Annotated in this window: 18 protein-coding genes; 11 read left to right on the top strand and 7 right to left on the bottom strand. The window is 63.5% G+C overall.

Going from position 1 to position 22,806, the window contains the following annotated elements:
• The first annotated feature begins 27 nt into the window (after nt 1-27).
• Both NKH30_RS25830 and NKH30_RS25825 read left to right on the top strand, forming a co-directional pair.
• The gene (locus NKH30_RS25830) at nt 28-1,104 is read left to right on the top strand and encodes an LLM class flavin-dependent oxidoreductase (RefSeq protein ID WP_352768035.1); all 1,077 of its coding nucleotides are present in this window, start codon (nt 28-30) and stop codon (nt 1,102-1,104) included.
• A gap of 68 nt (nt 1,105-1,172) precedes the next feature.
• Nucleotides 1,173-2,033 carry an NADPH-dependent oxidoreductase gene (locus NKH30_RS25825; protein WP_352768032.1) on the top strand — a complete coding sequence of 287 codons (861 nt, stop codon included), beginning with the start codon at nt 1,173-1,175 and terminating at the stop codon, nt 2,031-2,033.
• 31 nt (nt 2,034-2,064) lie between these two features.
• Here NKH30_RS25825 and gcvA read toward each other — a convergent pair whose 3' ends face one another.
• Entirely contained in the window at nt 2,065-3,075 is a 1,011-nt protein-coding gene (gene gcvA / locus NKH30_RS25820; protein ID WP_352471368.1) for a transcriptional regulator GcvA, read from the bottom strand.
• A gap of 342 nt (nt 3,076-3,417) precedes the next feature.
• On the opposite strand from gcvA, the gene NKH30_RS25815 reads away from it, so the two are divergent.
• A complete protein-coding gene (locus NKH30_RS25815) occupies nt 3,418-5,013 on the top strand; it encodes an ABC transporter substrate-binding protein (protein WP_352768028.1) in 1,596 nt (531 codons plus the stop codon).
• 97 nt (nt 5,014-5,110) lie between these two features.
• Entirely contained in the window at nt 5,111-6,706 is a 1,596-nt protein-coding gene (locus NKH30_RS25810) for an ABC transporter substrate-binding protein (RefSeq protein WP_352768026.1), read from the top strand.
• Nucleotides 6,707-6,786: 80 nt separating this feature from the next.
• Here NKH30_RS25810 and NKH30_RS25805 read toward each other — a convergent pair whose 3' ends face one another.
• Nucleotides 6,787-8,226, bottom strand: coding sequence for an FAD/NAD(P)-binding protein (locus tag NKH30_RS25805; protein ID WP_352768024.1), 1,440 nt, complete (start codon nt 8,224-8,226; stop codon nt 6,787-6,789).
• A 181-nt stretch (nt 8,227-8,407) separates the two neighbouring features.
• On the opposite strand from NKH30_RS25805, the gene NKH30_RS25800 reads away from it, so the two are divergent.
• Together NKH30_RS25800 and NKH30_RS25795 are read left to right on the top strand one after the other, a co-directional pair.
• Complete coding sequence (locus NKH30_RS25800; protein WP_502893705.1) at nt 8,408-9,769, top strand: LLM class flavin-dependent oxidoreductase; 1,362 nt, start codon at nt 8,408-8,410, stop codon at nt 9,767-9,769.
• Complete coding sequence (locus NKH30_RS25795) at nt 9,766-10,857, top strand: rhodanese-like domain-containing protein (RefSeq protein WP_352997481.1); 1,092 nt, start codon at nt 9,766-9,768, stop codon at nt 10,855-10,857. The genes NKH30_RS25800 and NKH30_RS25795 overlap by 4 nt, the downstream gene beginning before the upstream one ends.
• 36 nt (nt 10,858-10,893) lie before the next feature.
• Here NKH30_RS25795 and NKH30_RS25790 read toward each other — a convergent pair whose 3' ends face one another.
• Genes NKH30_RS25790 through NKH30_RS25770 form a run of 5 tightly spaced genes read right to left on the bottom strand, consistent with a single transcriptional unit; the run spans nt 10,894 to nt 17,300 of the window.
• On the bottom strand, nt 10,894-12,156 hold the full coding sequence (locus NKH30_RS25790; protein ID WP_352997480.1) for an FAD-dependent oxidoreductase: 1,263 nt from the start codon (nt 12,154-12,156) through the stop codon (nt 10,894-10,896).
• Nucleotides 12,157-12,161: 5 nt separating this feature from the next.
• Nucleotides 12,162-13,379, bottom strand: a complete 1,218-nt coding sequence (locus NKH30_RS25785) for an acyl-CoA dehydrogenase family protein (protein WP_352997484.1) — start codon at nt 13,377-13,379, stop codon at nt 12,162-12,164.
• A gap of 18 nt (nt 13,380-13,397) precedes the next feature.
• Entirely contained in the window at nt 13,398-14,435 is a 1,038-nt protein-coding gene (locus tag NKH30_RS25780; protein WP_352616954.1) for an ABC transporter substrate-binding protein, read from the bottom strand.
• Between the two features lie 9 nt (nt 14,436-14,444).
• Nucleotides 14,445-15,629 (bottom strand): LLM class flavin-dependent oxidoreductase, encoded by a 1,185-nt coding sequence (locus NKH30_RS25775; protein ID WP_352471360.1) that lies wholly within the window; start codon nt 15,627-15,629, stop codon nt 14,445-14,447.
• 60 nt (nt 15,630-15,689) lie between these two features.
• Nucleotides 15,690-17,300 carry an ABC transporter substrate-binding protein gene (locus NKH30_RS25770; protein ID WP_352540160.1) on the bottom strand — a complete coding sequence of 537 codons (1,611 nt, stop codon included), beginning with the start codon at nt 17,298-17,300 and terminating at the stop codon, nt 15,690-15,692.
• A 314-nt stretch (nt 17,301-17,614) separates the two neighbouring features.
• Between NKH30_RS25770 and NKH30_RS25765 the strand changes: the two genes are divergently transcribed.
• Genes NKH30_RS25765 through NKH30_RS25745 form a run of 5 tightly spaced genes read left to right on the top strand, consistent with a single transcriptional unit; the run spans nt 17,615 to nt 22,600 of the window.
• Nucleotides 17,615-18,601: an ABC transporter permease gene (locus NKH30_RS25765; RefSeq protein WP_352449708.1), complete on the top strand. Its 987-nt coding sequence runs from the start codon at nt 17,615-17,617 to the stop codon at nt 18,599-18,601.
• On the top strand, nt 18,601-19,599 hold the full coding sequence (locus NKH30_RS25760; RefSeq protein WP_352471358.1) for an ABC transporter permease: 999 nt from the start codon (nt 18,601-18,603) through the stop codon (nt 19,597-19,599). The genes NKH30_RS25765 and NKH30_RS25760 overlap by 1 nt, the downstream gene beginning before the upstream one ends.
• A 2-nt stretch (nt 19,600-19,601) precedes the next feature.
• Entirely contained in the window at nt 19,602-20,600 is a 999-nt protein-coding gene (locus NKH30_RS25755; protein WP_352471356.1) for an ABC transporter ATP-binding protein, read from the top strand.
• A complete protein-coding gene (locus NKH30_RS25750) occupies nt 20,578-21,525 on the top strand; it encodes an ABC transporter ATP-binding protein (RefSeq protein ID WP_352471355.1) in 948 nt (315 codons plus the stop codon). Before NKH30_RS25755 ends, NKH30_RS25750 begins: the two co-directional genes overlap by 23 nt.
• A gap of 19 nt (nt 21,526-21,544) precedes the next feature.
• Nucleotides 21,545-22,600 (top strand): aldo/keto reductase, encoded by a 1,056-nt coding sequence (locus NKH30_RS25745; protein ID WP_352997479.1) that lies wholly within the window; start codon nt 21,545-21,547, stop codon nt 22,598-22,600.
• The last annotated feature ends 206 nt before the right edge of the window (nt 22,601-22,806 follow it).

Below are 22,806 nucleotides of genomic sequence, written 5' to 3'. Positions count from 1 at the left end.
ATGCCCGGCCAAAATACAGGCCCGACAATGAGCGCTGATACCGAGTTTCTTTGGTACATCCCGAACCAGGTCGATCCCGGTCACCGCGGCGAGCCGGCCGTCGAGGACCACAACAGCCTGGAGACGCTGACCAGCCACGCGAAGGCGCTTGAGGAATACGGCTGGAAGGGCGCGCTGATCGGTACCGGCTGGGGTCGGCCCGACACTTTTACTGTCGCGGCCTCGCTCGCCGCGCGGACCACCTCCTTCGAGCCGCTCATCGCGATCCGCCCGGGGTACTGGCGGCCGGCGCACTTCGCATCCGCCGTAGCCACGCTCGACCAGCTGACCGCCGGTCGCGTGCGTATCAACATAGTGTCAGGCAAGGACAACCTCGCTGCTTATGGCGACAGCGAAGGTGACCAGATACATCGCTATGCCCGTACCAGAGAGTTCATGCGCCTGGTTCGCAGACTTTGGACTGAAGAGAACGTGACCTTTGCGGGCGAGCACTTCCAGGTCACTGGCTCTACCGTGATGCCCCGCATCCATGTCCGTGGCGATCGTCGCCATCCCAAGCTCTACTTCGGCGGCGCGTCGGAGGCGGCGGAGCGGGTGTCGGCCAGCGAGGCGGATGTCCAGCTCTTTTGGGGTGAGCCGCTCGACGGCGTCCGGGAGCGGATCGAGCGGCTCAAAGCCTTGAGCAGGGAACTCGACCGAGACCTCCCGCCTCTGGAGTTCGGGTTGCGGGTCACCACGCTGGTCCGCGACACCGCTGGGCAGGCCTGGGCGGATGCAGAAGCGAAGGTCGACGAGATGGCCAAGGGCCAGGGAGCCGGCTGGAACGATCACGGTCGGGCGGTAGCGGTGGGCCAGCAGCGTCTGCTCGATCTGCACGCACGCGGCGAGGTGCTGGACGACAATCTCTATACTGCGCCGGGCAAATATGGCGGCGGCGGCGCTGGCACCACCTGGCTGGTCGGCTCGGCCGCCGACGTCGCCCGCTCGCTCGGCAGATACCGGGATCTGGGCATCACGCATTTCGTGCTCTCGGACACGCCGTATCTTTCCGAGATCAAGCGGCAAGGCGATCAGTTGCTTCCGCTTTTGCGCAACGGGGCCTAAGCCGCGCTTCTTGAATGACCTGGGGTCGTCAGAACACCGGATAAGCCAGATTGCCAGTAGGGAAGACGATGTCACAGCCGGCCGCCTTCAGCATCCGCCCTTCCGACGCTGACCTGCGTGGTGAAGCGGCGCTACGGCGGCGTTATCGAGCGCCGCAAAGCGCGCATACCGGAACCTGGAACGAAGCCCTCGAGGCGATCCTTTCGCATCGCTCGGTCCGCAATTATCTCGCCAAGCCTCTTCCCGAAGGGACGCTGGAACTGATCGTCGCCGCCGCCCAGTCGGCGCCGACTTCTTCCAATCTCCAGGCGTGGAGCGTCATCGCAGTCGAGGATCCGGCGCGCAAGGCGCGGCTTGCCGAACTGGCGGCGATCAATCGCCATATCGAGCAGGCGCCGCTGCTGCTGGTCTGGCTGGCCGACCTGTCGCGGCTGCGCGCCATTGCCGAGGCAAACGGCCGGGTGGGCGAGGGGCTCGATTATCAGGAGAGCTTTCTGCTGGCCGTGATCGACGCCGCACTTGCCGCACAGAACGCCGTGGTGGCGACCGACGCGCTCGGGCTCGGCTCCTGCTACATCGGCGCGATGCGCAATCATCCGCAGGAGGTGGCGCGCGAACTCGGCCTCCCGCCGGAAACCGTGGCGGTGTTCGGCCTGACCGTCGGCTATCCCGATCTCCTGGCTGCGACTGACATCAAGCCCAGACTGCCGCAGGCTGCGGTGCTGCACCGCGAGCGCTATCGATCAGAGCCCGATCCGGACGATCTTGCAGCCTACAACCAGAGGCTTCGATTATTCCAGCAGGAGCAGGCGATGCCTGTGGTGGACTGGACAGAGTTGGTTTCGAACCGCATCGGCAGCAAAGCAGCGCTGAAAGGCCGTGATCGCCTGGGCGAAGTGCTCAAAGCGCTGGGCTTCAAGCTCAAATAGGCGCGCGCCTGCTCGCGAGACCGCGGCGAGGCTATTCGGCCGCGATAATGGCGATGCGCGCCGGAAGCGCCGCCGGCGGTGGGACGTCGAGAGCGCCGAGCTGGCGCGCCTCGGCCTTCAGCCAGCCATGAAAGCGCTCGACCGTCTCCAGCTTCGCCTTGTGCGGCGTCGTCGCAAAATAATAGGAAAACTCGACCGGCTGCGGTGAGCCGAATGGACTGACCAGACGCCCCGCGGCGAGGTCAGGCTCGGCCAGCCGGAATTTGCCGAGACCGATGCCCTTGCCGGCAGCAGCTGCGTCGAGCACCAGTGACGATTGGCTAAGCCGTATACCGCCCTCGACAAAGCGGCCGGACAGGCCGTTGGATCTCAGCCAGCCCTTCCAGTCAGGGCAGCTTGGATCGCGTTCCGGACCGTCCTCATGCAGGATCGGTGCGTCACGCAGCCCCTCCGGCCCGCGATAGAGACCGTGCATGCGAGCAAATTCCGGGCTGCAGACGGGCAGCACCGCTTCCGAAAACAGCCGTTCCGTCAGCAGGCCGCTATAGGCGCCCGACCCGTAGCGGATGACGCAGTCGACGTCTTCGCTGGCAAAGTCGGCAAGCCTGGTTGATGCGTCGACCAGCACTTCTAGGCCGGGTACCGCGTCGCGCAGTGCGTCGAGGCGCGGGATCAGCCATTTGCTGGCGAAGGAGGGCGCAACCGACACTTTGATCGGCGCATCCTCCTCGTCGCCGGAAATCCGCGCGACCGACTCGACAACGACGTCGAAAGCCTCGGTGAGGCCGGGCATCAGCGCCTGGCCGGCCGACGTCAGCAGAAGCTCGCCACGGTTGCGATGGAACAGCGGTTGACCGAGGTGATCCTCGAGCAGGCGGATCTGCTGGCCGATGGCGGCAGGCGTCACATGGAGTTCTTCGGCCGCCCGCGTAAAGCTCAGGTGGCGGGCGGTTGCGACAAAAGCTCGAAGCGACGTCAGCGGCGGAAGCCTCGCCAGCGTCGGCCGCAGCTTCCTTGATTTTGCGCGAATGAGATCGACCATGGAGCGCATTCAACACGTTCAGGCCGGGCGCGACGAGGGCGGGCTTTGCGCCAAAGTGCCCGGTGGAAAATTTCGTTTGCCGCAGCGTCGCGGCAGCGGGAACGGAAATCTAAAAAATCGTAATGTCTACAATTCTTGTAGAAATAAGATCGGAGCGCTGATTTGGGCGTCGAGCAGCTTTGCCAGATCCTGGAATGAAACGGTCGTGCGAAGCAGTGCTTTCGGCAGACGATAGAAAATCATTCTTCCGGTTTTGCCGCGTGGCAGGGATCATCGCGTCGAGGCGCCGGAGTGTGTTCGGCCGCCGGATGCCATCGTAGCCGTTTTCCGGAGCTCAAGGCCATGTCTGTCAATCGTCGTCATTTCAACCAGCTGCTGTTGCTTGGCGGTGCGAGCTTCGCATTGCCCGGGGTTTCCTTCGCTGCCGAAGGAACGCCGGTTCAGGGTGGCACGCTCAACTGGGCCTACTATCCCGACCCCACGTCGCTGATTGCCATCAACACCTCGTCGGGCACCGGCCAGGCGATCGGTCCCAAGGTGAATGAAGGTCTGCTCGATTTCGCCTATGACCTCAGCCCGAAACCGCTGCTGGCGACGGAGTGGTCGATCAGCGATGACGGCCTGCGCTACACCTTCAAGCTGCGCGAGGGCGTCAAATGGCATGACGGCAAGGACTTCACGTCGGAAGACGTTGCCTTCACCATCTTCCGGCTGAAGGAGGCGCATCCGCGCGGCCGCATCACCTACCAAAACGTGACCGCGGTCGAGACGCCCGATCCGCACACCGCCATCATCGTGCTTTCAAAGCCGGCGCCCTATCTGATCACGGCACTGAGCAGCTCGGAATCACCGATTGTGCCGAAGCACGTCTACGAAACGTTCAAGCCGGCGGAACAGCCGAAGCTCGAACAGACGATCGGCACCGGTCCCTTCATTCTCAAGGAATGGGTGCCCGGCAGCCATCTGATCTTCGACCGCAATCCGGATTATTGGGACGCGCCTCGGCCCTACCTCGACCGCATCGTCCTGCACGTCATCCTCGACCCGGCCGCGCGTTCGGCGGCTCTTGAAACCGGCGAGATCGATATCGGCGCCAATCCCGTGCCGCTGGCCGACATCGAACGGCTGAAGGCAAACCCCGCTCTGGTCGTCGACACCAACACCTACGCCTATTCCGGCCCACAGCAGCAATTGTTCTTCAATTACGAGAACGAAATCCTGACCAAGCGCGATGTGCGCCTTGCCATCGCCCACGCAATCGACCTGCAGAAGCTGGTCGACATCGCGCTCTACGGCTATGCGCAGGTATCGCCGAGCCCGATCAGCACGGCGCTGCCCAAATGGTATGACCCCAGCATCAAGGCGCGCGAACCCGATACCAAACTGGCGGAGAGGCTGCTCGACGACGCCGGCTATCCGCGTGGCGCCGATGGGACGCGCTTCAAGCTCCGGCTTGCCTACAACGCGTTCCTGCCGGCGTCCTATGCCGATTTCATCAAGCAGTCGTTGGCGACGGTCGGCATCGATGCCGAGATCCTCAAGCTTGACCTGTCGACGTTCCTGAAGACCGTCTACACCGACCGCGCCTGGGACCTGGTGGTCGAGTCGCTGTCGAACACCTTCGATCCGACGCTCGGCGTCCAGCGCGCCTACTGGTCGAAGAACTTCAAGATCGGCCTCGTCTTCTCCAACGCTAGCCACTACGCAAACCCCGAGGTCGACCAGATCCTCGAATCCGCGGCAATCGAGCCCGACGAGACCAAGCGGCGCGAGCTCTGGTACAAATTCCAGCACGTCATCCATGACGACGTGGTGTCGGTCGATCTGGTCGCCGCCGGCGCCCAGATCGTCGCCAACAAGAAGGTCCGGGGTTTTGCGCCCGGCGCTCAGGGGATCAACAACAGCTTCGCGCAGATATGGCTCGCGCCAAACGCCTAAGCGTTCTGCAAGCCCTCTGGTTGGGACCAGCGCGTGAAAACGACGATCCCGACTTTTCTCCATGAAAGATAAATCGCGCCAATTCGGAGTACCGACCATGACCATCAACCGACGCCTGTTCAATCAGTTCCTGCTGCTGGCCGGCGCGAGTGCTGCACTTCCCGCCGGGGCATTCGCAGAAGACGCAAAGCCGGTGGCCGGAGGCACGCTCAACTTCGTCTACTATCCCGAGCCTAACCAGATCGTTTCCATCAACACCAGCGCTGGCGGACCGGCCACCATCGGTCCGAAGATTTTCGACGGCCTGCTCGCCTACGACTACGATCTCAATCCCCGACCGCAACTGGCCACCGAATGGTCGATCAGCGACGACGGGCTCGAATACGTCTTCAAGCTGCGCCAGGGGGTGAAGTTCAGCGATGGCCATGATTTGACCTCCGAGGACGTCGCCTTTTCTATCTCCCGGCTGCGCGAAGCGCATCCGCGCGGTCGCATCACCTTCCAGAACGTCACCGACATCGACACGTCGGACCCGTATATCGTGAAGATCAAATTGTCGAAGCCGTCCGCCGCCCTGATCTCGGGGCTGGCCGCGACGGAATCGCCTGTCGTGCCCAAACACATTTACGAGAAGCTGAAGCCGGCCGACGATCCGTCCTTCGAGCAGATCATCGGCAGCGGGCCGTTCGTGCTGAAGGAATGGGTAAAGGGCAGCCACATCCTCGTCGAAAAGAATCCGACCTATTGGGATGCGCCTAAACCCTATCTCGACCGGATCATTTTCCGCTTCATCACCGATCCGGGCGCGCGCGCCGCGGCGCTCGAAACGGGCGAGGTCGACATCGGACCGAACCCGGTGGCCTTCGCCGATCTGGAGCGTTTCAAGGCGCTGCCGCAATTCGTCGTCGACAGCACGGTCTTCGCCTATAGCGGCCCGCTGCACCAACTGATCATCAACCTCGAAAACCCGATCCTGAAGGAGAAAAAAGTCCGCCAGGCAATCGCACATGCGATCGATCTCGATGCGGTCAACGCCATCGTGTTCTACGGCTATGGCCAAGTGTCGCCGACACCGATCAGCGTCGTCAACAAGAAGTATTTCGATCCCGACGTGAAGGCCGCGACCGTCGATACGGCGCTGTCGGAAAAACTGTTAGACGAGGCCGGTTTCAAGCGAGGAGCGGACGGCATCCGCTTCAAGCTAAGGCTCACCAACAATCCCTACAATCCGTGGGGCTATGCCGACTTCCTCAAGCAGGCGCTGGCCAAGATCGGTATCGACGCCGAGATCCAGAAGTTCGACTTCGGCACCTATGTCAAAACCATCTACACCGACCGCACTTGGGACCTGTCGACCGAATCTTGCGGCAACATCTTCGACCCGAGCGCCGGGGCGCAGCGGCTCTACTGGTCAAAGAACATCAAGAAAGGGCTGCCGTTCTCCAACGGCGCGCATTATGAGAACCCGGAGGTTGACCGGTTGCTGGAAGCCGCATCGGTCGAGCTAGACGAGGCCAAGCGCAGGCAACTCTTCTTCAAGTTCCAGGAGATCATCGCCGACGAGTTGCCGATCATCAATCTGATCGCGCCACCGACCATCATCATCGCCCGCAAAACCGTCAAGAACTACGCGCCTGGCGCCGAAGGCCTGTCAGCGAATTTCGCCGACGCCTATCTCGACCCGAACGCCTAAATCTGCCGGGCAATCATGAGAGAAGGGCCGCATAGAGCTGCGGCCGTTTTCGTTTCTTCCATTTCGCAAAGCTGGTGACTTCAGGCCAAAGCACCCAGCCTTCGGCTGGCGCCGACCAGAAGGCCGGCAAGGGCTATGGCCTGCGCCAGTTGTTCGCCGATGGAGCTCGATTCCCAGGCGACGCCGCGCAGCGGATGGCCGATGGCGAACAGATTGCCATGGGTCTCGCCATCACGAGAAATCACCTGGCCGTCATGCGTCGCGTCGATGCCGAAGCCGGTCGCATGCGGCCTGACGATGCCGTTCTCGAGCAGGCTGCGGACGAACGGATCGGCGATCCGTCGCCAATCATGCTCCTGATGGCCGCGGCAGTTGACGACGCCGTCGAAGCGCAGCCGTTCGACTGCGCCGGTATCGCGCCAGCGAATTTCAGCGACGATGCCATTTGCCTGCGGATGGAGTGCCAGCACCCGTCCCGCTCGACCCGTCCAACGGCCTTGGCTTCGCGCCAGTGCCACGCGCTCAAAGCTCGGTGGCGCCGCGCGGTGCGCGGTGACATCCCAGAAGGCGCGCAGATGGCGTGCGAACTTCAAGCGCTCCTTGTCGGTGGCGCCTTGCCACAATGCCAGGATCCACGGCCGGATCGTCAGCGGCAGCCCTTGCCAGTCCAGGCCGGTGGTTTCGATTGCCCGGCGTTCGGCCTTGACCAGTGCGAGAAGCGCCCTGGTGGTTTTCGGCAGCGGCCGCCCGGCGAGGAAATCGCGCCACGCTTCCGCGTTGCGCCGAGGTTCGACGATCTGTCCGCGCCGCGACACGACGCGATAACCGCCGTTGAAGCCGCGCGCTTCCATGCTGGCGACGACGTCGACCATGCTGAGGCTGGAGCCGATCAGCAGCAGTTCCTTGCTGCCGGCGAGCCGATCGAGCGCCGCCGAATCCCAGGGATTGGCGACATAACGGGGATCGCTGACGACGGCTGCTTCCGTGGTGGACGGCTGGCTCTGGAACACCCCGGTTGCCAGCACCGCCTCATCCGCCAGCAATTGCTGGCTATCGCTGGTGCCGACGCATACCCCGGACGGACCCGTCAGCATGTCGACGGCGGATGCCTTGATGTGGCGCAGCGAAGAACGCGGATCTGCTTCTCTGATCGCTCTTGTCAGTTCCGACTGGACATAGCTGCCGAACAGCCAGCGCGGCGGGCTTGAGTCCGGGACATCCTCGGGCGGTGTCCAGCCGTGCTCCGGCCCATTCGCCATAAGCCAGCGAACGAGGTGATCGGGATCGTCCGGATGCAGCGAGAAGATGCGCGCCGCGCCGTTGACGAGGTGTTGTGGATCGACGGTGCTATAGGCAACGCCGCGACCGAGCTCGGCCCGGCGCTCGATGATGGTGATTGCCAGCGGCTCAGTTGAACGGTCGAGCAGCTTGATCGCGGTAACCGCGCCGGCAAAGCCGCCGCCAACGATGATGATTGAACGAGGGATCGAACGTAGCGGGGAGGAAGGGGTATGAAGCATCAAGAACCTTTGCGATGCCGGTGGTCGTGGCTCCAGCCCATCGCCCCGGCAACGATCATCGTGCTTTCCCGTAACCCGATGTCAAAAAACAATAATTGCCAGCTGACGAAAGGCATTCTTTCACTCAGCGGGTTTGGCAGGCGCTAGATAGGAACGCCCTTTGCGACCAGCCCGAGAACCGCTGATGACTGAAAATCGAAAGATAAGGCTTGGAGCCTTTGTTCGCGGACCGGGCCATCATGTCGCTGCCTGGCGCCATCCCGATGTGCCTGCCAATCCGGGCCTGAGCTTCCAGCACTATGCGGACGCCGCGCGCACTGCCGAGCGTGGCCTGTTCGACATGGTGTTTCTGGCCGACAGCCTCAGCGCGCGCAATGGCGAGCAGCCGATCGACACCTTCGAGCGCACCGGCCATGTCGTGCATTTCGAGCCGCTGACGCTTTTGTCGGCGCTCTCGACCATCACGCAAGGGATCGGGCTCGTTGCGACCGCCTCGACCACCTATTGGGAGCCGTTCCACTTGGCGCGGCTGTTCGCTTCGATCGATCATCTCAGCGGCGGCAGGACAGGCTGGAATGTCGTCACCTCAGCCGATGCGCCGGCGGCGGCGAATTTCAGCCTCGACCAGCATCCCGTTCATGCCGACCGTTACGCCCGCGCCGAGGAATTCGTCGCTGTCGCGCAGAAGCTTTGGGACAGCTGGGACGACGATGCCTTCGTCGCCGACAAGGCTTCGGGGATCGCCATCGACCGGCGCGGCATCCACGCCCCGGACCATGCCGGCCGGCATTTCCGCGTCAAGGGACCGCTCAACGTCGCTCGCCCACCGCAGGGCCATCCCGTCATCGTCCAGGCGGGCTCGTCCGATGCCGGCCAGCACTTGGCGGCGCGGACGGCGGAGGTGGTTTTCACCGCCCACCCGACCATCGAATCGGCGCGCGGCTTTTACGGCGAACTGAAAGGCCGGCTGGGCTCGTTTGGCCGCTCCGCCGACAGCTTGAAGATCATGCCCGGTGTCTTCCCGGTCGTCGCGCCGACGCGCACGGAGGCCGAGGACAAGTTCGATGCGATCCAGCGCCTGGTCGATCCTGTGGTTGGTGTGGCGCTGGTTTCAGGATTGCTCGGCGGTGTCGATCTTTCCGGCCATTCACTCGACGGACCGTTGCCGGAACTGGGCAGTTCCGATGCCGTGAAGAGCCGCCTGAAAGTCGTTTCCGAATTGGCCGCGAGCCGGAACCTGACCATCCGCCAATTGTATCTCGCCGTTGCCGGCGCGCGCGGCCATTTCCAGATCGTTGGCACGCCAAAGGATGTGGCCGACATGATGGAGGAGTGGTTCGCCGGTGGCGCGGCGGACGGCTTCAACGTCATGCCGCCGATCCTGCCGACGGGCCTCACCGATTTTGTCGACCTCGTCATTCCGGAGCTGCAGCGGCGGCGTCTGTTCCGGACTGCTTACGAAGGCGGGACGTTGCGCGAGAACCTCGGCCTTGCGCGCCCGATCCGTGGCGCCGCTGAACAGCAAGAGAGGAAAGCATCATGAGCGACAGGACGATCGATTCGAAAATGTTTCGCCAATGGCTGGCGGATGGCGAAGAACTGGCGGTGCTAGACATTCGCGACAGCGCGACTGTCGGATACGCATCGCCGCTGTTCGCCACCAACCTGCCCGCGGCTCAGGTCGAGGCCGAGATCGACCGCTTCATCCCGCGCAAATCGGTGCGCACCGTGCTGGCGGACGACGGCAGCGGCGTTGCCGAGCAACTTGTCGAACGACTGGTGGGGTATGGCCGTACCCAGCTGTTTTCGCTGAACGGTGGAATTCCGGAATGGACGCAAAGCGGCGTTGAAGACCTGCCGACCTTCGATACGCCGGGCGTCGATTTTTCGCTGGCGATCCGCGACGAGAAGGGAACCCCGGTCGTCAGCGTTGAAGAGCTCGCGGTGCTCAGAGGCCGAGGCGCCGACGTGGTGGTGCTCGACAGCCGCACGGTGGCGGAGTTCGAAAAGGACCATGTGCCGGGCGCCATCAGCGTGCCGGGCGCCGAGCTGGTGCTGCGCTTCGCCGACCTGGTGCCGTCACCGGAGACGCAGGTTGTCGTCTCCTGCGCCGGCCTGCCGCGCGCCATCATCGGGGCGCAGACACTGATCGATGCCGGCGTGCCCAACCGGGTCGCCTATCTGCACGACGGCACCAGGGCATGGCGCGAGGCCGGTCTTGCACTCGAAACCGGCAAGACCGCAATCTATGGTCCGGCAAGCGAGGATGCCAAGCGTTTCGCCGGGGAGCACATCGCAAAGCTTGCCGAAGGCGACAGCTTTCCCCGCATCAATGCGGCCACGGCCGCGAACTGGGCGAAGGACGAAAAGCGGACGACCTACCTGCTTGACGTGCGCACGCCCGACGAGTTCGCCGAAGCGCATATTCCGGGGTCGATCGCGTCTGAGGGCGGGCAGTTGCTCGGTGTCGCCTATCGCACCATCGCGGTGCGCGGCGCCCGCGTCGTGCTGATCGACGATCTGCTCGGTGTCCGCGCGGCGACGACGGCGCATTGGCTGCAGCGGCGCGGCTTCGAGATCGCGATCCTCTTGTATGACTTCCAGTCGACCAGCCTGGTGGAAGCGGCGTAGGGCAGGAGCACTGTCAGGCGATTTTTTCGGGGGCCACTATTCGGCGGCTTCCGATTGGCGGCGACGGCCCGCCAGCACGTTCTTCTGCATCGCCGTCAGCGAAGACCGCACGGCTTTGGCGCCGTGCTCCAGCATCTTGGCCTCATACTCCGACAGCGCCTGGAGAAGCGGCTTGTCGCGGCGTTTGGCGGCCACCAGCTCCGGCACCAGCAGCCCGGCGTCGTAGATCGCGGTGTTGCCGCCAAGCGCGCGAAAATAGGTCATGGCGTGGATGGCATCGCCAAGCAGCGTCACCGGTTTCGTCGGCCAGGGATCGACAGGCTCGGAGCTGTGGACATGAAGCAGCGCCACCGTCGATGGGTCGGTGTAGCGGATGAGGTTGAGGATTTCCGGGTGCCAGTGGGCGATCTTCGAGATCAGCAGGTCAATCAGTTCTGAACCGGAGAGCTTTGCCAGCGCGTCGTCTGTGGCAAGTTCGTCCTTTTCATAGGCGGTGTTCCACCAGACATAGCTGGTGGTGTTGTTGAAATGGAAGCCGGAAAAATCCTTGTGGGTGGCGTCGTCCAGCCCGATCAGTCCATGCTTTCGGAATGCCTCGACATTGACCCTGTGGCTGGTGACCATAAGCCCATGACCTTCGGTTGGCCTGACGCCGGCATTGTAGTCGAGTAGCAGCGGCGAGATCTGGTGAAGGGCTGCGGCATGCAGCGTCATCTTGCCGGCCAGACGCCTGACGCCGGTGTCGAAGCTTCGCGCATGCGGCACCAGTTGCTGGCGCACCCGCGAGCGGGCGCCGTCGGCACCGACCAGCACGTCGGCATGGATTGCCGAGCCGTCCTCGAAATGCGCGACGACCGAACCATCCGGCTGCTCGTCGTAGCGAGAGAAGACCTTGCCATAGCGCATGATGCCGTCGAGGCCGGACAACAGCACCTGGCGCAGCGTGATACGGCTTACCGATTTTTCGATATGCGTGTCGTCGGCCTCGCCCGGCGCGTTGCCGCCGCCCCAGGCATCCTCGCCCAGGATGTTGAAATTCTCGTCCAGCAGGATGTTGCGATCCGGCGCCTGGCCGAGCGTGGCGACAAAAGCGTCGTAGAGTTCCGGCGGCAAATTGGCGATCAGCGAATCGATGCCGCGCTGGCGGATGCGCAGACGAAAACCCTGGACATAGTCGGTGCGGGCGCGGTCCTTCTCGAAGACCGCGACACTGATGCCGTTCTTCTTCAGGCCTTGCGCCAGTGTCAGGCCGCCGGGGCCTCCGCCGATGATGGCGACTTCGACATGTTCTGTTGTCATGGCGCTCAACCGACCGCCGCGAGCTTGGGCTTGCCCGCGGCAATAGCCGGTGTCTCGGCCAACTGCCGGGCGATATGGCGGCTGAGCGTCGCCTTGGCGGCGATCGTGCGGATCATGTGGTTCTGCGGTGCGTGGGAACGGGCGGTCAGCGCATCACGGTGGTGGCGCTCAAGCTGGAAATCTCTGTTAAGGCCTGGATTGCCGGCAAGCTCCAGCGCCAGCGAGGTGACGGCAACGGCATTGTCGATGACGACATGCCTGACCGTCATGCCGTCGGTGCCCACAGGCCGGCCGGCGTCGACATCTTCGGCGAGCGAACGCAGCAGCCGCGTGCTGCTCGCAAGCCTGACCTCGATCTCACCGAGCCCTGCCTGGATGTGCGGCACGGTCGACAGCGGCGCACCAAGACTTGCCGGCGCGTGCGTGCTGACAAAGGAGACAAGCCGGTCACGGGCAGCACGGGCGGCACCGTGGTAGACAGCGCCGATCAGCGAAAAGAAGAACGCCGTCGCGCCTTCCTCGCGCCTCAGCGGCTCGGATGCCGGCTGCGCCTCGGTGATGTCTTCGGCAGGAACCGCAACATTATCCAGAATGATGTCGTCGCTGGCCGTCGCCCGCATGCCGGCGGCGTTCCATGTCTTTTCGACACGCAATCCAGGCGCATCGGTCGGCACCAGGAATGAAGCCAGGCGCGGCTGCGGCTCGTCGGTCAGCGCCAGCAAGTTCACCCATTTCAGAATAGGAATGCCGGTGACGTAGTTCTTGTGGCCGGATATCCGCCAGACATTGCCGTCGCGCCGGGCAATGGTTTCGGGCGGCTTGCCATGGGCGGGCGAGCCAATCCGCGGCTCGGCTTGGGCGGCGTTGATCAAAGCAGGGCCAAGACGCCCGGCCTCGACAATCCGCTGAACCAGATGGCGCGGCCATTTTCCGGATTTCCGCATCGCATACTGGCTGTTGTAGTGCATGGCCAGCACCAGCGCTGTCGACGGCTCGCCACGACCGATCTCGGCGATCACCGCCTGTGCTTCCGTCAGCCCGCCACCGAAGCCGCCATGTTCGCGCGCCGTGACCAGGCCAAGCAGCCCCGCCTGGTGAAGCCGGTCAAAATTGGCGAATGGGAATTCCCCGGTCGCGTCGTGATGCGCGGCGGTCAGCGCGAAGTCGTCGGCGAGGCCGGCCACTTTCTCGAGGAGTTGCGGAAACTCGGCAATTGTCGACATCATGACGTTGGCTTTCTCTCAGGCGGCGGCCCGAATGTTCACCAGATCGAGCGGCCGGCGATCGACCCAGTGCTCGACGTCGAAATCGCCGGCGAGGAAGCCCCAGTCGCGCAGGAAATTCTTGTAGTGGGAAACCGCTGCGACGAGCTCAGGCTGCAGTCCGAGGCCGAGATGCTTATGGACATCCGGGCCATTGGCGGCCAGCACCTGTTCCTCGGTGGCCCCGGCTTCGCGGGCAACAAAGCGCTGCGTCTCTTCCGGATGCGCCTCGGCCCAGGCACTGGCGCGCAGGATGGTCTCGATCAGTCGCGCGACCAGATCGGGGCGTTGTTCCGCCAGCAGTTCATCGACGGTCAGCACGCGCGGCGAACCGGAATTGATGCGGATGTTCGGGTCGGGGTGGAAGCCGAATTCCACGACCTGGATGGCGCCGATCAGATTGGCGACATTGATGCCGGCCGTGCCCTTGACATAGATGGCGTCGACCTCGCCGCGGATCAGGGCTGCGGCTTCCTCGCCATAGGCCTGCTTGCGCTTGAGGCCGAACAGCGACGGTCCTTCCTGGCTGTCGAGCACGCTGTCGGCCAGCGCTATGTCGACGATCTCGACGTCGCCATAGCCAAGGCCCTCGAGCGAGAGCGCCGAGACCAGTCCCTTCAACGCCGTCGCTCGCATGAAGTCGACGATTCCCTCGGGGCGCCGGGCGATGCCGAAGCGACGGCCTTTCAGGTCCTGGATTGTCCTGATGCCGGAACCGGGCAGGGCGATGATTGCCTGGAATTCGTCGGTCCAGGTGATGCCGACGAGACGCGTCTTGCGCCCTTCGGACCGCGCGCGGATCGGCGGCACGTTGCCGCCGTGGCGGAACGACCAGTCGAGCGTGTGGTTGAAATGGCTCTGGCGGATGTCGCGATTGGGCGAATCGATGATCGACTTCAATTCAATCCCCTCCTTGCGAAAGGTCTCGTCGAGAAGCCCGAGCTGTGCGGCGAGCCCGACAGGCGTCGGCACCGGGCAGCGTGTGTACCAGATTTCGGAGATCGCAGTCGCGGTCATGATGGCTCCTTAGGTGTTGCGCAGGCCGGCCTGCTTCATCAGCGGCAGGATGTTCTCGCCGAAGAATTCGAGGTCAGGCTTGAAATCGAAGAAGGACAGCTGCAGGCCGTCAATGCCGGCGTCCTTCAACTTGACGAACTGGTCGACGATCTGTTCGGGCGTGCCGATGAGATAAATGTTGCCGCCGACCTTGGCGTAGGGATCGTCGCGGCCCTCGCGTCCTTTCCAGGCCTGGGCATCGCTGTTGAAGGTCTGGAAGCCTTTCGGCGTGCGGCTGTCGGCATGGGCGACGATCTCATCGGCGACCGCCCAGGCCTCCTTCTCGGTCGGCCTGCTGATGACCAGCGGGTTGAGCAGCGTGCGCACGGTGCGGCCGACGCCGAGGGCTGCGTCCTTCACCTTCTTCGTATGCGCCGGCAGCGCTTCCAGCGCGCTGGCGATGTCGGAGCCGGCCGGGCTGGTGACGAAGACGATGTCGGAATAACGGCCGGCAAAGGAAATGCCGGCGTCGGAGCCGGTGGCATTGACCAGGATCGGCCGTCCATAATTCGGCTTGGGCGTGACGAAGCCGCCATTGAGCTTCCAGCTCGATTCTCCGGAGAATGAGAAATTCTCGTCGTCCTGCCACAGTCGCTGCAGCACTTCGACGAACTCGGCGGCGAGTTCATAGCGGCGGTCGTGCTCGATACGGTTCCAGCCGAACATTTCATGTTCGACGGCGCGATGGCCGGTGACGACGTTGATGCCCCAGCGGCCGCCGGAGATGTGGTCGAGTGTGGCGCCGAATTTCGCCAGATGCAGCGGGTGCCACGGGCCGTAGAGAACATGCATGGTCGAGATCAGCATGATCTTCTTGGTGATCGCGGCCATGGCCGCGACGGAGACGAAACTGTCCAGCGCCTGGCCGTTGAAGACACCGCCATAACCGCCCTTGGGCAGCCACTGGCTGAGCGCGAAGACGAGGTCGAAGCCAAGCTCCTCGGCCTTCAACGTCAGGTCGCGATTGTAGTCGAAGCGCCAGTCGGTCGAGCGCGGCAAGGTCGAGTTGGTCCAGCCACCGGCCTGGATCGGCAAGAATAGCCCGAGCAGCACCGGCTGCTGAAGCGCTTTCGACAGCGGGCTGTCCGGATAGTCGGTCGGCGCCTTGAAGAAGGGCGTGCCGACGATGGAACCAGGCTTGTGGGCGAGCGTCATGGCGAACTTTCTCGGGTGGAGGAAGGGAACCCGTGCGAAGGACCGCGCACGGGTCAGGGCTCAGGCGACGATATGGGCGGTTGCGAGGGAGCCGGCATTGCCCTCGGCGCCCACCGTGTGACCGGCTATGCGCCTGTTGTAGAGGGTGATTTCCGGTTGGCTGACGATGCCGATATCGGGCAGGTCCTCGACAAGGATCTGCTGGATCGCGGCCCATTGCTCGAAGCGCTTTTCGTGGTCGACCTCGACGGCGGCCGCTTCAAGAAGTTCGTCGACCTTGGCATTGCTGTATTTCGAACCGTTGGAGAACGGCACGCCGGGTTTGAAATTTTTCGACCAGTAGAGGCGCTGTACGCCTACCGTCGGGTCGAACAGATTGCTCATGCCGTTGAAGGTGAAGTCGAAGTCGCGGTCGGTGTAGATGCGCTTGGTGTAGGTGGCGAAATCCTGGCTGCGCACGGTGACCTCGATCCCGACCGCGGCCAATGCCTGCTTGATGTAATCGGCGCCGCGCTTGTAGGTTTCGCCGCTCGGGACATAGTCGTGGACAAGCTTGAGCCGGGTACCGTTGGCGTCGCGCGGCAAGCCTGCTTCATCGAGCAGTTTATCGGCGGCGGCCGTGTCGACCGGATAGGTCTTCAGGTCGGCGACGAACCACTTCTTCAGATTGGGGTTGATCGGGCCTGGAATGGTTTCGCCATAGCCATAGTTGATCGTCTCGCGGATGACGTTGCGGTCGATGACATGGGCGAAGGCACGGCGGACGCGAACATCCTGGAAATAGGCTTTCTCCAGGTTGAATTCGACCCGGCTGATGCCATTGGAATATTGGTAGCCCTGCTTCTCGAAGCCGATATGCGGCAGCGTCTCAAAACGCTGCAAATCGCTGTACGGAATCGGCGTTGCCGGCGCCAGATCGATCTCGCCGGTCTCCAGCGCCAGCGCGCGCGCCGAAGCGTCCGGGATGAAGCGCACGATCAACCGGTCGAGATAGGGGCGCGGTGCGTCCCAGTAGTCAGGATTGCGTTCGTAAACGATGTGGCTGCCGCGCACCCATTCTTTGAAGACGAACGGGCCGGTGCCGACCGGAGCGACGTTGACCGGATTTTCGGCTGCCTTTGTGCCGTCATAGAGGTGCTTCGGCACGATTGGCGTTTCGGCCGCAGCCAGGGCCGTGATCAAGTAAGGCGCCGGCCTCGACAGAACCAGCGCTACGGTCAGCGGATCCGGCGTCTGGATGTCTACAAGGTTGAGGAAGGTGTTGCGGCCGCGCGGATGAACCTCTCTGATCGTGGTGATCGAATAGGCGACGTCGGCGGCGGTGAACGGCTGGCCATCATGCCACTTCACGCCTTCGCGCAGCTTGAAGGTGTATTGCAGCCCATCGCCACTGACTGACCATTGTCTGGCCAGGGATGGGCGCGGCGTGAGATCGAAATCATAGGTCAGCAGGCCCTCGGTGGTCTTTGCCGAGACGTAGACCGAATTGAATGCCGTGTGGGCGATGGTCGTCAGCACAGGCGGCTCAGCCGAGAGCACCAGCGTCGCCGTTCCACCCTGTTTCGGCTCGGCGGCGTAGGCGCTGCGCGATGCAGGCAACAGGGTCGCTCCGAGCGCGGCCGCCGAGATGCCGAGGAACCTGCGGCGGTTCGGACTGAGGAAATGAGACATAGCGTCCTGGTCCTTTTTTGCTGCCGGACCCGATCGGCCGATCGTCGGCCGCCAGGCTAAAAATCCGTCGTTCCAAGAGCGGGCCCGTTTGCGAAAAGATTTGGCCGACCTGCTCCCGCGCTTAAGATTTCATACTTCAAACAGCTAAGTTTGTAGTATGAAATAAAATTCTATTCTGCAATGAAGCCATTTGCAGGATAAAATTTCTTAAATCAGGTTTGACAATGTCTATAAATCTTGTCAACTAAAAAGCGCGGAACTTTCCGGGAAACAGCAAACCCGCATCGTCAGCCACAGCCGGGATAGCGAAAACGATGTCGACCCTGACGCGCATTGGCAGAACCTTCCGGCGCACCGCCATCCAGGCGGTGCCGACCGTTCTGGGCATCGTCATCCTGAACTTCTTCCTGCTGCAGCTCGCGCCCGGCGATGCCGCCGATGTCATGGCCGGCGAGGCTGGCTCGGCCACTGTCGAAACGATGGCGGCGCTTCGCCAGCGCTTCGGGCTCGACAATCCGCTTCTCGTCCAGCTGTTCAACTATCTCTACAATCTGGCGCATTTCAGCCTCGGCTTTTCGCCGCGCTACGGCATGCCGGTCGCCGACCTGATCGGCCAGCGGCTGCCCGGCACGCTAGTGCTGATGGCGGTGGCTCTGGCCGTCGCCATTGTGCTCGGCCTCGCCCTTGGATCGGTGATGGCGGTGTTTGCCGGGCGCCTGCCGGATCGTGTGCTCTCCGTTATTTCGCTGCTGTTCTATTCAATCCCGGGTTTCTGGATCGGCTTGATGCTGATCGTGCTGTTTTCGGTCAAGCTCGGCTGGCTGCCGAGCGGCGGCTCGGGAACCATCGGCAGCAACCTGACCGGCCTTGCCGGGCTCTGGGACAGGGCGCGCTACATGATCCTGCCGGCACTGTCGCTGGCGCTGTTCTACGTGGCGATCTATGCGCGGCTGACACGAGCGGCGATGCTGGAGGTCCAGTCGCAGGACTACGTGCGCACCGCCGCAGCCAAGGGCCTGCCGCCGGCCATCATCACCATTCGCCATGTCCTGCGCAACGCGCTGATCCCCATTACCACCATGGCCGGCATGCATGTCGGCGGCATGCTCGGCGGCGCCGTGGTTGTCGAGACTGTCTATTCCTGGCCCGGCCTCGGGCGTCTCGCCTTCGAAGCGGTCATGGGCCGCGATTTCACCGTGCTGCTCGGCATCCTTCTGTTGTCGTCGCTGCTGGTGATCATCGCCAACGCGACCGTCGATCTTCTGCACGCCTGGCTCGATCCCCGCATCGGAGTACGCTGATGGCTTCCACCGATTTCGCCGCGGGCGATGCCCGTTCCCGCCGTCTCCATGCCGATGCCCGCGGGCCCGCGGCACCGCCTGAACCCGAGGCAAAGAGTTGGAGCAATCTCCACGCGCCCGACGCACGCTCCGCTTCGGCAGCGTCGGTGCCGATAGCCGCTGGCGGGCGTGCGCTGAAGGTTTTCCTGCGCAATCCCAACGCCATGTTCGGCGTTGTGTTCCTGTCACTGGTCGTGCTGGCCGCACTGCTGGCACCAGTCCTCTATCCGGCCGATCCGCTATCGATGGTGGCGCGGCCCTTCCTGTGGCCGGGCCAGAACCCAGCCTTCCCACTGGGCACGGACTCCATGGGCCGCGATGTGCTTTCGGGCATTCTGCATGGCGCACGGATTTCGCTGTTCGTCGGCCTGGTGGCGACCGCGCTCGGCCTCAGCTTCGGCATCCTGGTCGGCGCCGCCGCCGGCTACTTCGGCGGCTGGATCGACGACCTGCTGGTGCGCCTGATCGAGATCTTTCAGACCATACCGAGCTTCGTGCTGCTGGTCGTCATGGTGGCGATCGCGCAGCCGACCGCGCCTGTCGTGACAGTGGCGATCGCCGTCATCACCTGGCCGACGGTGGCGCGGTTGACCCGCGCCGAGTTCCGGGCCATCCGCGAGAAGGATTTCGTCATGGCCGCCCGCAGCCTCGGCTACGGCCATGTCCGCATTATCTTCCGCGAGATCCTGCCCAATGCGCTGCCGCCGTTGATCGTGACCTCGTCGGTGATGGTGGCGACCGCGATCCTGATGGAATCGGCGCTGTCCTTCATGGGCCTCGGCGATCCCAACGTCGTCAGCTGGGGCTCGATGATCGGAGCGGGCAGGGAATTGATCCGCACCGCTTGGTATCTGACAGCGCTTCCGGGACTGGCGATCGTCTTTACCGTGCTGGCGCTGAACCTGATCGGTGACGGCCTCAACGACGCGCTCAACCCGCGCTTCTCACAGGAGCGATAGAGATGGCGGCTCCTTTGCTCAGGATCGACAATCTGACGGTTCGCTTCCCGACCGCCGAGCCGGTCAGCCGGCTGAGCTTCGAGGTCGGTGAGGGCGAGACGCTGGCGATCGTTGGTGAATCAGGCTCCGGCAAGTCGCTGACCGCGCTCGCCCTGATGCAGCTTCTGCCGCGCTCGGCGAAAATACCCAATGGCAGGATCGAATTCGCCGGCAAGGATCTGCTTGGTCTCGACCAGAAGGCTATGCGGAGCCTGCGCGGACGCGAGATCGCCATGATCTTCCAGGAGCCGATGACGTCGCTCAATCCGGTGCTGACCATCGGCCGGCAGATCACCGAGGTGCTGACGCTGCACGAAGGCATACGCGGCAAGGCAGCGCGGAACCGTGCCATCGAGCTTCTCAATCTGGTTCGCATTCCCGATCCGCAGCGGCGCATCGATGACTATCCGCACCAGCTTTCCGGCGGCATGCGCCAGCGCATCATGATTGCCATCGCCGTCGCCTGCCGGCCGCGCCTGCTGATTGCCGACGAACCGACGACGGCGCTCGACGTGACCATCCAGGCGCAGGTGCTCGACCTGCTCGATACGCTGCGCCGCGAACTGTCGATGGCTGTCATGCTCATCACCCACGATCTTGGTGTCGTGGCACAATGGGCCGACAAGGTCGTCGTCATGTATGCCGGCCGCAAGGTTGAACAGGCGCTGCCGGACGCACTGTTCAGAACACCCCTTCACCCCTATACGCGCGGCCTGCTGGCGGCGTCGCCGCGGCTGAAGACCAATCTCCACTACCGCGACGCCAGGCTGACGGAGATTCCCGGCAGTATCGTCTCGGCCGCCGGCGAAAAGGGCTGCCCGTTCCGCCCGCGCTGCGCGGTGGCGCGCGACAGCTGCGCCCATTTCGTACCCGACCTCGTCGAGGTGAGCGAGGATCGTCTAGTCGCCTGCCCCTACAGCTTCATTCCGGAGGTTGCGCATGGCGCTGCTCTCGGTCTCTGACCTTTCCACCCATTTCCACGCCCAGGGCGGCACGCTGCGCGCCGTCGATGGCGTATCCCTCGAAGTCGGACGCGGCGAGACGGTTGGTCTCGTCGGCGAAAGCGGTTGCGGAAAATCGACGCTAGGCAAGACCATCATGCGGCTGGTCGACCCGACTAGCGGCAGGATCGAGTTCAACGGCACCGACATCACCGTTCTCGACACGCGCCGGCTGAAGGCGGCGCGCCGTAATATCCAGATGATCTTCCAGGATCCGTTCGCATCGCTCAATCCGCGCCACACGATCGGCGACATCCTGACAGCACCACTGAAGGTCCATGGCATCGGCAACACGGCCGAGCGGCGCACCATCGTCGAGGACATCATCGAGCGTGTCGGTCTGCCGAGGGATTCGCTTGGCCGCTACCCGCATGAATTTTCCGGCGGGCAACGCCAGCGCATCGGCATCGCCCGGGCGCTGATCCTCAATCCGGAACTGGTTGTGTGCGACGAGCCGGTGTCGGCGCTCGACCTTTCGATCCAGGCGCAGATTCTGAACCTGCTGGTCGACATGAAACGTCAGCTCGGCCTGTCCTATCTCTTCATTTCGCACGATCTATCAGTCGTTCGCTATTTCGCCGACCGGGTGCTGGTGATGTATCTCGGACGCATTGTCGAAAGCGCCGACAATGCGGCGCTGTGGACCTCGCCAAAGCATCCCTACACGCGCGCGCTGATGGATGCCGTGCCGGACCCGGCGCGCCGACGTCAGGCCGCGCCGATCCATGGCGATCTGCCAAGCCCGCAGAACATCCCCAGCGGCTGCCGTTTCCATACCCGCTGCCCGCTGGCGACCGATCTGTGCCGTTCGCAGGAACCGGCGTTCCGAGCGATCGCGCCGGGACACCATGTCGCCTGCCACTACGCCGAACCAACCATCAACTGAAATTCAACGGAGCAGAAAAATGTCCGACTACCGCTATCTTGGCCGCAGCGCCCTGAAGGTTTCGCCGCTCAGCCTGGGCACGATGATGTTCGGCGGGCCGACCGAGGAGACGGTCGCGCATCGCATCATCGACAAGGCGCGCGAGCAAGGCATCAACTTCATCGACACCGCCGACGTCTACCACAACGGCAAGTCCGAGGAAGTCGTCGGTCGCGGTATCAAGGTGACGCGCGATCATTGGGTCGTGGCGACCAAGTTCGTCAACTCGCATGACAAGGGGCCTAATCTCGGCGGCCATTCGCGCAAATGGGTGATCCAGACGGTCGAGAACAGCCTGCGGCGCCTGGGAACAGACTATATCGACCTGTTCTACTTCCACCGCGCCGTCTTCGATGCGCCGCTGGAAGAGCCGGTGCGGGCGATCGCCGACCTGATCCGCCAGGGCAAGCTGCGCTATTTCGGCGTCTCCAACTTTCGTGGCTGGCGCATCGCCGAAGTCGCGCATCTGGCCGATGAACTCGGCATCGACCGGCCGGTAGCCAGCCAGCCGCTCTATAACATCGTCAACCGCACCGCCGAGGCCGAACAGCTGCCGGCGGCCGCCTACTACGGTCTTGGCGTCGTCTCCTACAGCCCGCTGGCGCGCGGCGTGCTGACCGGCAAATACGAGCCGAACCAGGCGCCTGCCGCCGACACGCGGGCCGGCCGTGGCGACAAGCGCATCGCCGAGACCGAGTGGCGCCCGGAATCGATCGAGATCGCCAGGCAGATCGCGGCGCACGCAAAGTCACGCGGCGTCTCGGCCGCCGATTTCGCGCTGGCCTGGGTGTTGAACAACCGGCTGATCACGGCGGCGATCGCCGGCCCGCGTACCGAGGAACAGTGGGACAGCTATGCGAAGGTATTGGACTTCAGGCTGAGCGCCGAGGACGAGGCCTTTGTCGACCGCCTCGTCACTGCCGGTCATGCCTCAACGCATGGGTTCAATGATCCGAGCCATCCGGTCGAAGGCCGCGTGCCGCGTTCGGAGCCGGCCGCGCCGATCCCGCTGACACGGCCTCTGCGCGCCGCCTGACGGTCGCCGACGAAATGGCGGGGCCGGCGGCCCCGCCCGCGTTTCCAATTGCTTTGGACAGATGAGAGAGCCCATGAATTTCCACGTCGAACGGCTGCGCCAGAACATCGTCGTGCTTTCGGGCAACACCCACAGGCCGTCGAAGTCGCGGACGCTGGCGCATCATCTCGGCGAGGCGCTGCGCGAAAGATTGTCTGTCACAGTAA

The organism is Mesorhizobium sp. M1273 (genome assembly GCF_040318195.1).
GTDB lineage: Bacteria > Pseudomonadota > Alphaproteobacteria > Rhizobiales > Rhizobiaceae > Mesorhizobium.
Note: the sequence above shows the minus strand (reverse complement) of the source record. Positions and strands in the feature narration are given on the sequence as shown.

Excerpts from the sequence above, each read along its gene's own strand:
- NKH30_RS25830 (WP_352768035.1), top strand. The coding sequence starts at position 28 with ATGAGCGCTGATACCGAGTTTCTTTGGTACATCCCGAACCAGGTCGAT.
- NKH30_RS25825 (WP_352768032.1), top strand. The coding sequence starts at position 1,173 with ATGTCACAGCCGGCCGCCTTCAGCATCCGCCCTTCCGACGCTGACCTG.
- gcvA (WP_352471368.1), bottom strand. The coding sequence starts at position 3,075 with ATGGTCGATCTCATTCGCGCAAAATCAAGGAAGCTGCGGCCGACGCTG.
- NKH30_RS25815 (WP_352768028.1), top strand. The coding sequence starts at position 3,418 with ATGTCTGTCAATCGTCGTCATTTCAACCAGCTGCTGTTGCTTGGCGGT.
- NKH30_RS25810 (WP_352768026.1), top strand. The coding sequence starts at position 5,111 with ATGACCATCAACCGACGCCTGTTCAATCAGTTCCTGCTGCTGGCCGGC.
- NKH30_RS25805 (WP_352768024.1), bottom strand. The coding sequence starts at position 8,226 with ATGCTTCATACCCCTTCCTCCCCGCTACGTTCGATCCCTCGTTCAATC.
- NKH30_RS25795 (WP_352997481.1), top strand. The coding sequence starts at position 9,766 with ATGAGCGACAGGACGATCGATTCGAAAATGTTTCGCCAATGGCTGGCG.
- NKH30_RS25790 (WP_352997480.1), bottom strand. The coding sequence starts at position 12,156 with ATGACAACAGAACATGTCGAAGTCGCCATCATCGGCGGAGGCCCCGGC.
- NKH30_RS25785 (WP_352997484.1), bottom strand. The coding sequence starts at position 13,379 with ATGTCGACAATTGCCGAGTTTCCGCAACTCCTCGAGAAAGTGGCCGGC.
- NKH30_RS25780 (WP_352616954.1), bottom strand. The coding sequence starts at position 14,435 with ATGACCGCGACTGCGATCTCCGAAATCTGGTACACACGCTGCCCGGTG.
- NKH30_RS25775 (WP_352471360.1), bottom strand. The coding sequence starts at position 15,629 with ATGACGCTCGCCCACAAGCCTGGTTCCATCGTCGGCACGCCCTTCTTC.
- NKH30_RS25770 (WP_352540160.1), bottom strand. The coding sequence starts at position 17,300 with ATGTCTCATTTCCTCAGTCCGAACCGCCGCAGGTTCCTCGGCATCTCG.
- NKH30_RS25765 (WP_352449708.1), top strand. The coding sequence starts at position 17,615 with ATGTCGACCCTGACGCGCATTGGCAGAACCTTCCGGCGCACCGCCATC.
- NKH30_RS25760 (WP_352471358.1), top strand. The coding sequence starts at position 18,601 with ATGGCTTCCACCGATTTCGCCGCGGGCGATGCCCGTTCCCGCCGTCTC.
- NKH30_RS25755 (WP_352471356.1), top strand. The coding sequence starts at position 19,602 with ATGGCGGCTCCTTTGCTCAGGATCGACAATCTGACGGTTCGCTTCCCG.
- NKH30_RS25750 (WP_352471355.1), top strand. The coding sequence starts at position 20,578 with ATGGCGCTGCTCTCGGTCTCTGACCTTTCCACCCATTTCCACGCCCAG.
- NKH30_RS25745 (WP_352997479.1), top strand. The coding sequence starts at position 21,545 with ATGTCCGACTACCGCTATCTTGGCCGCAGCGCCCTGAAGGTTTCGCCG.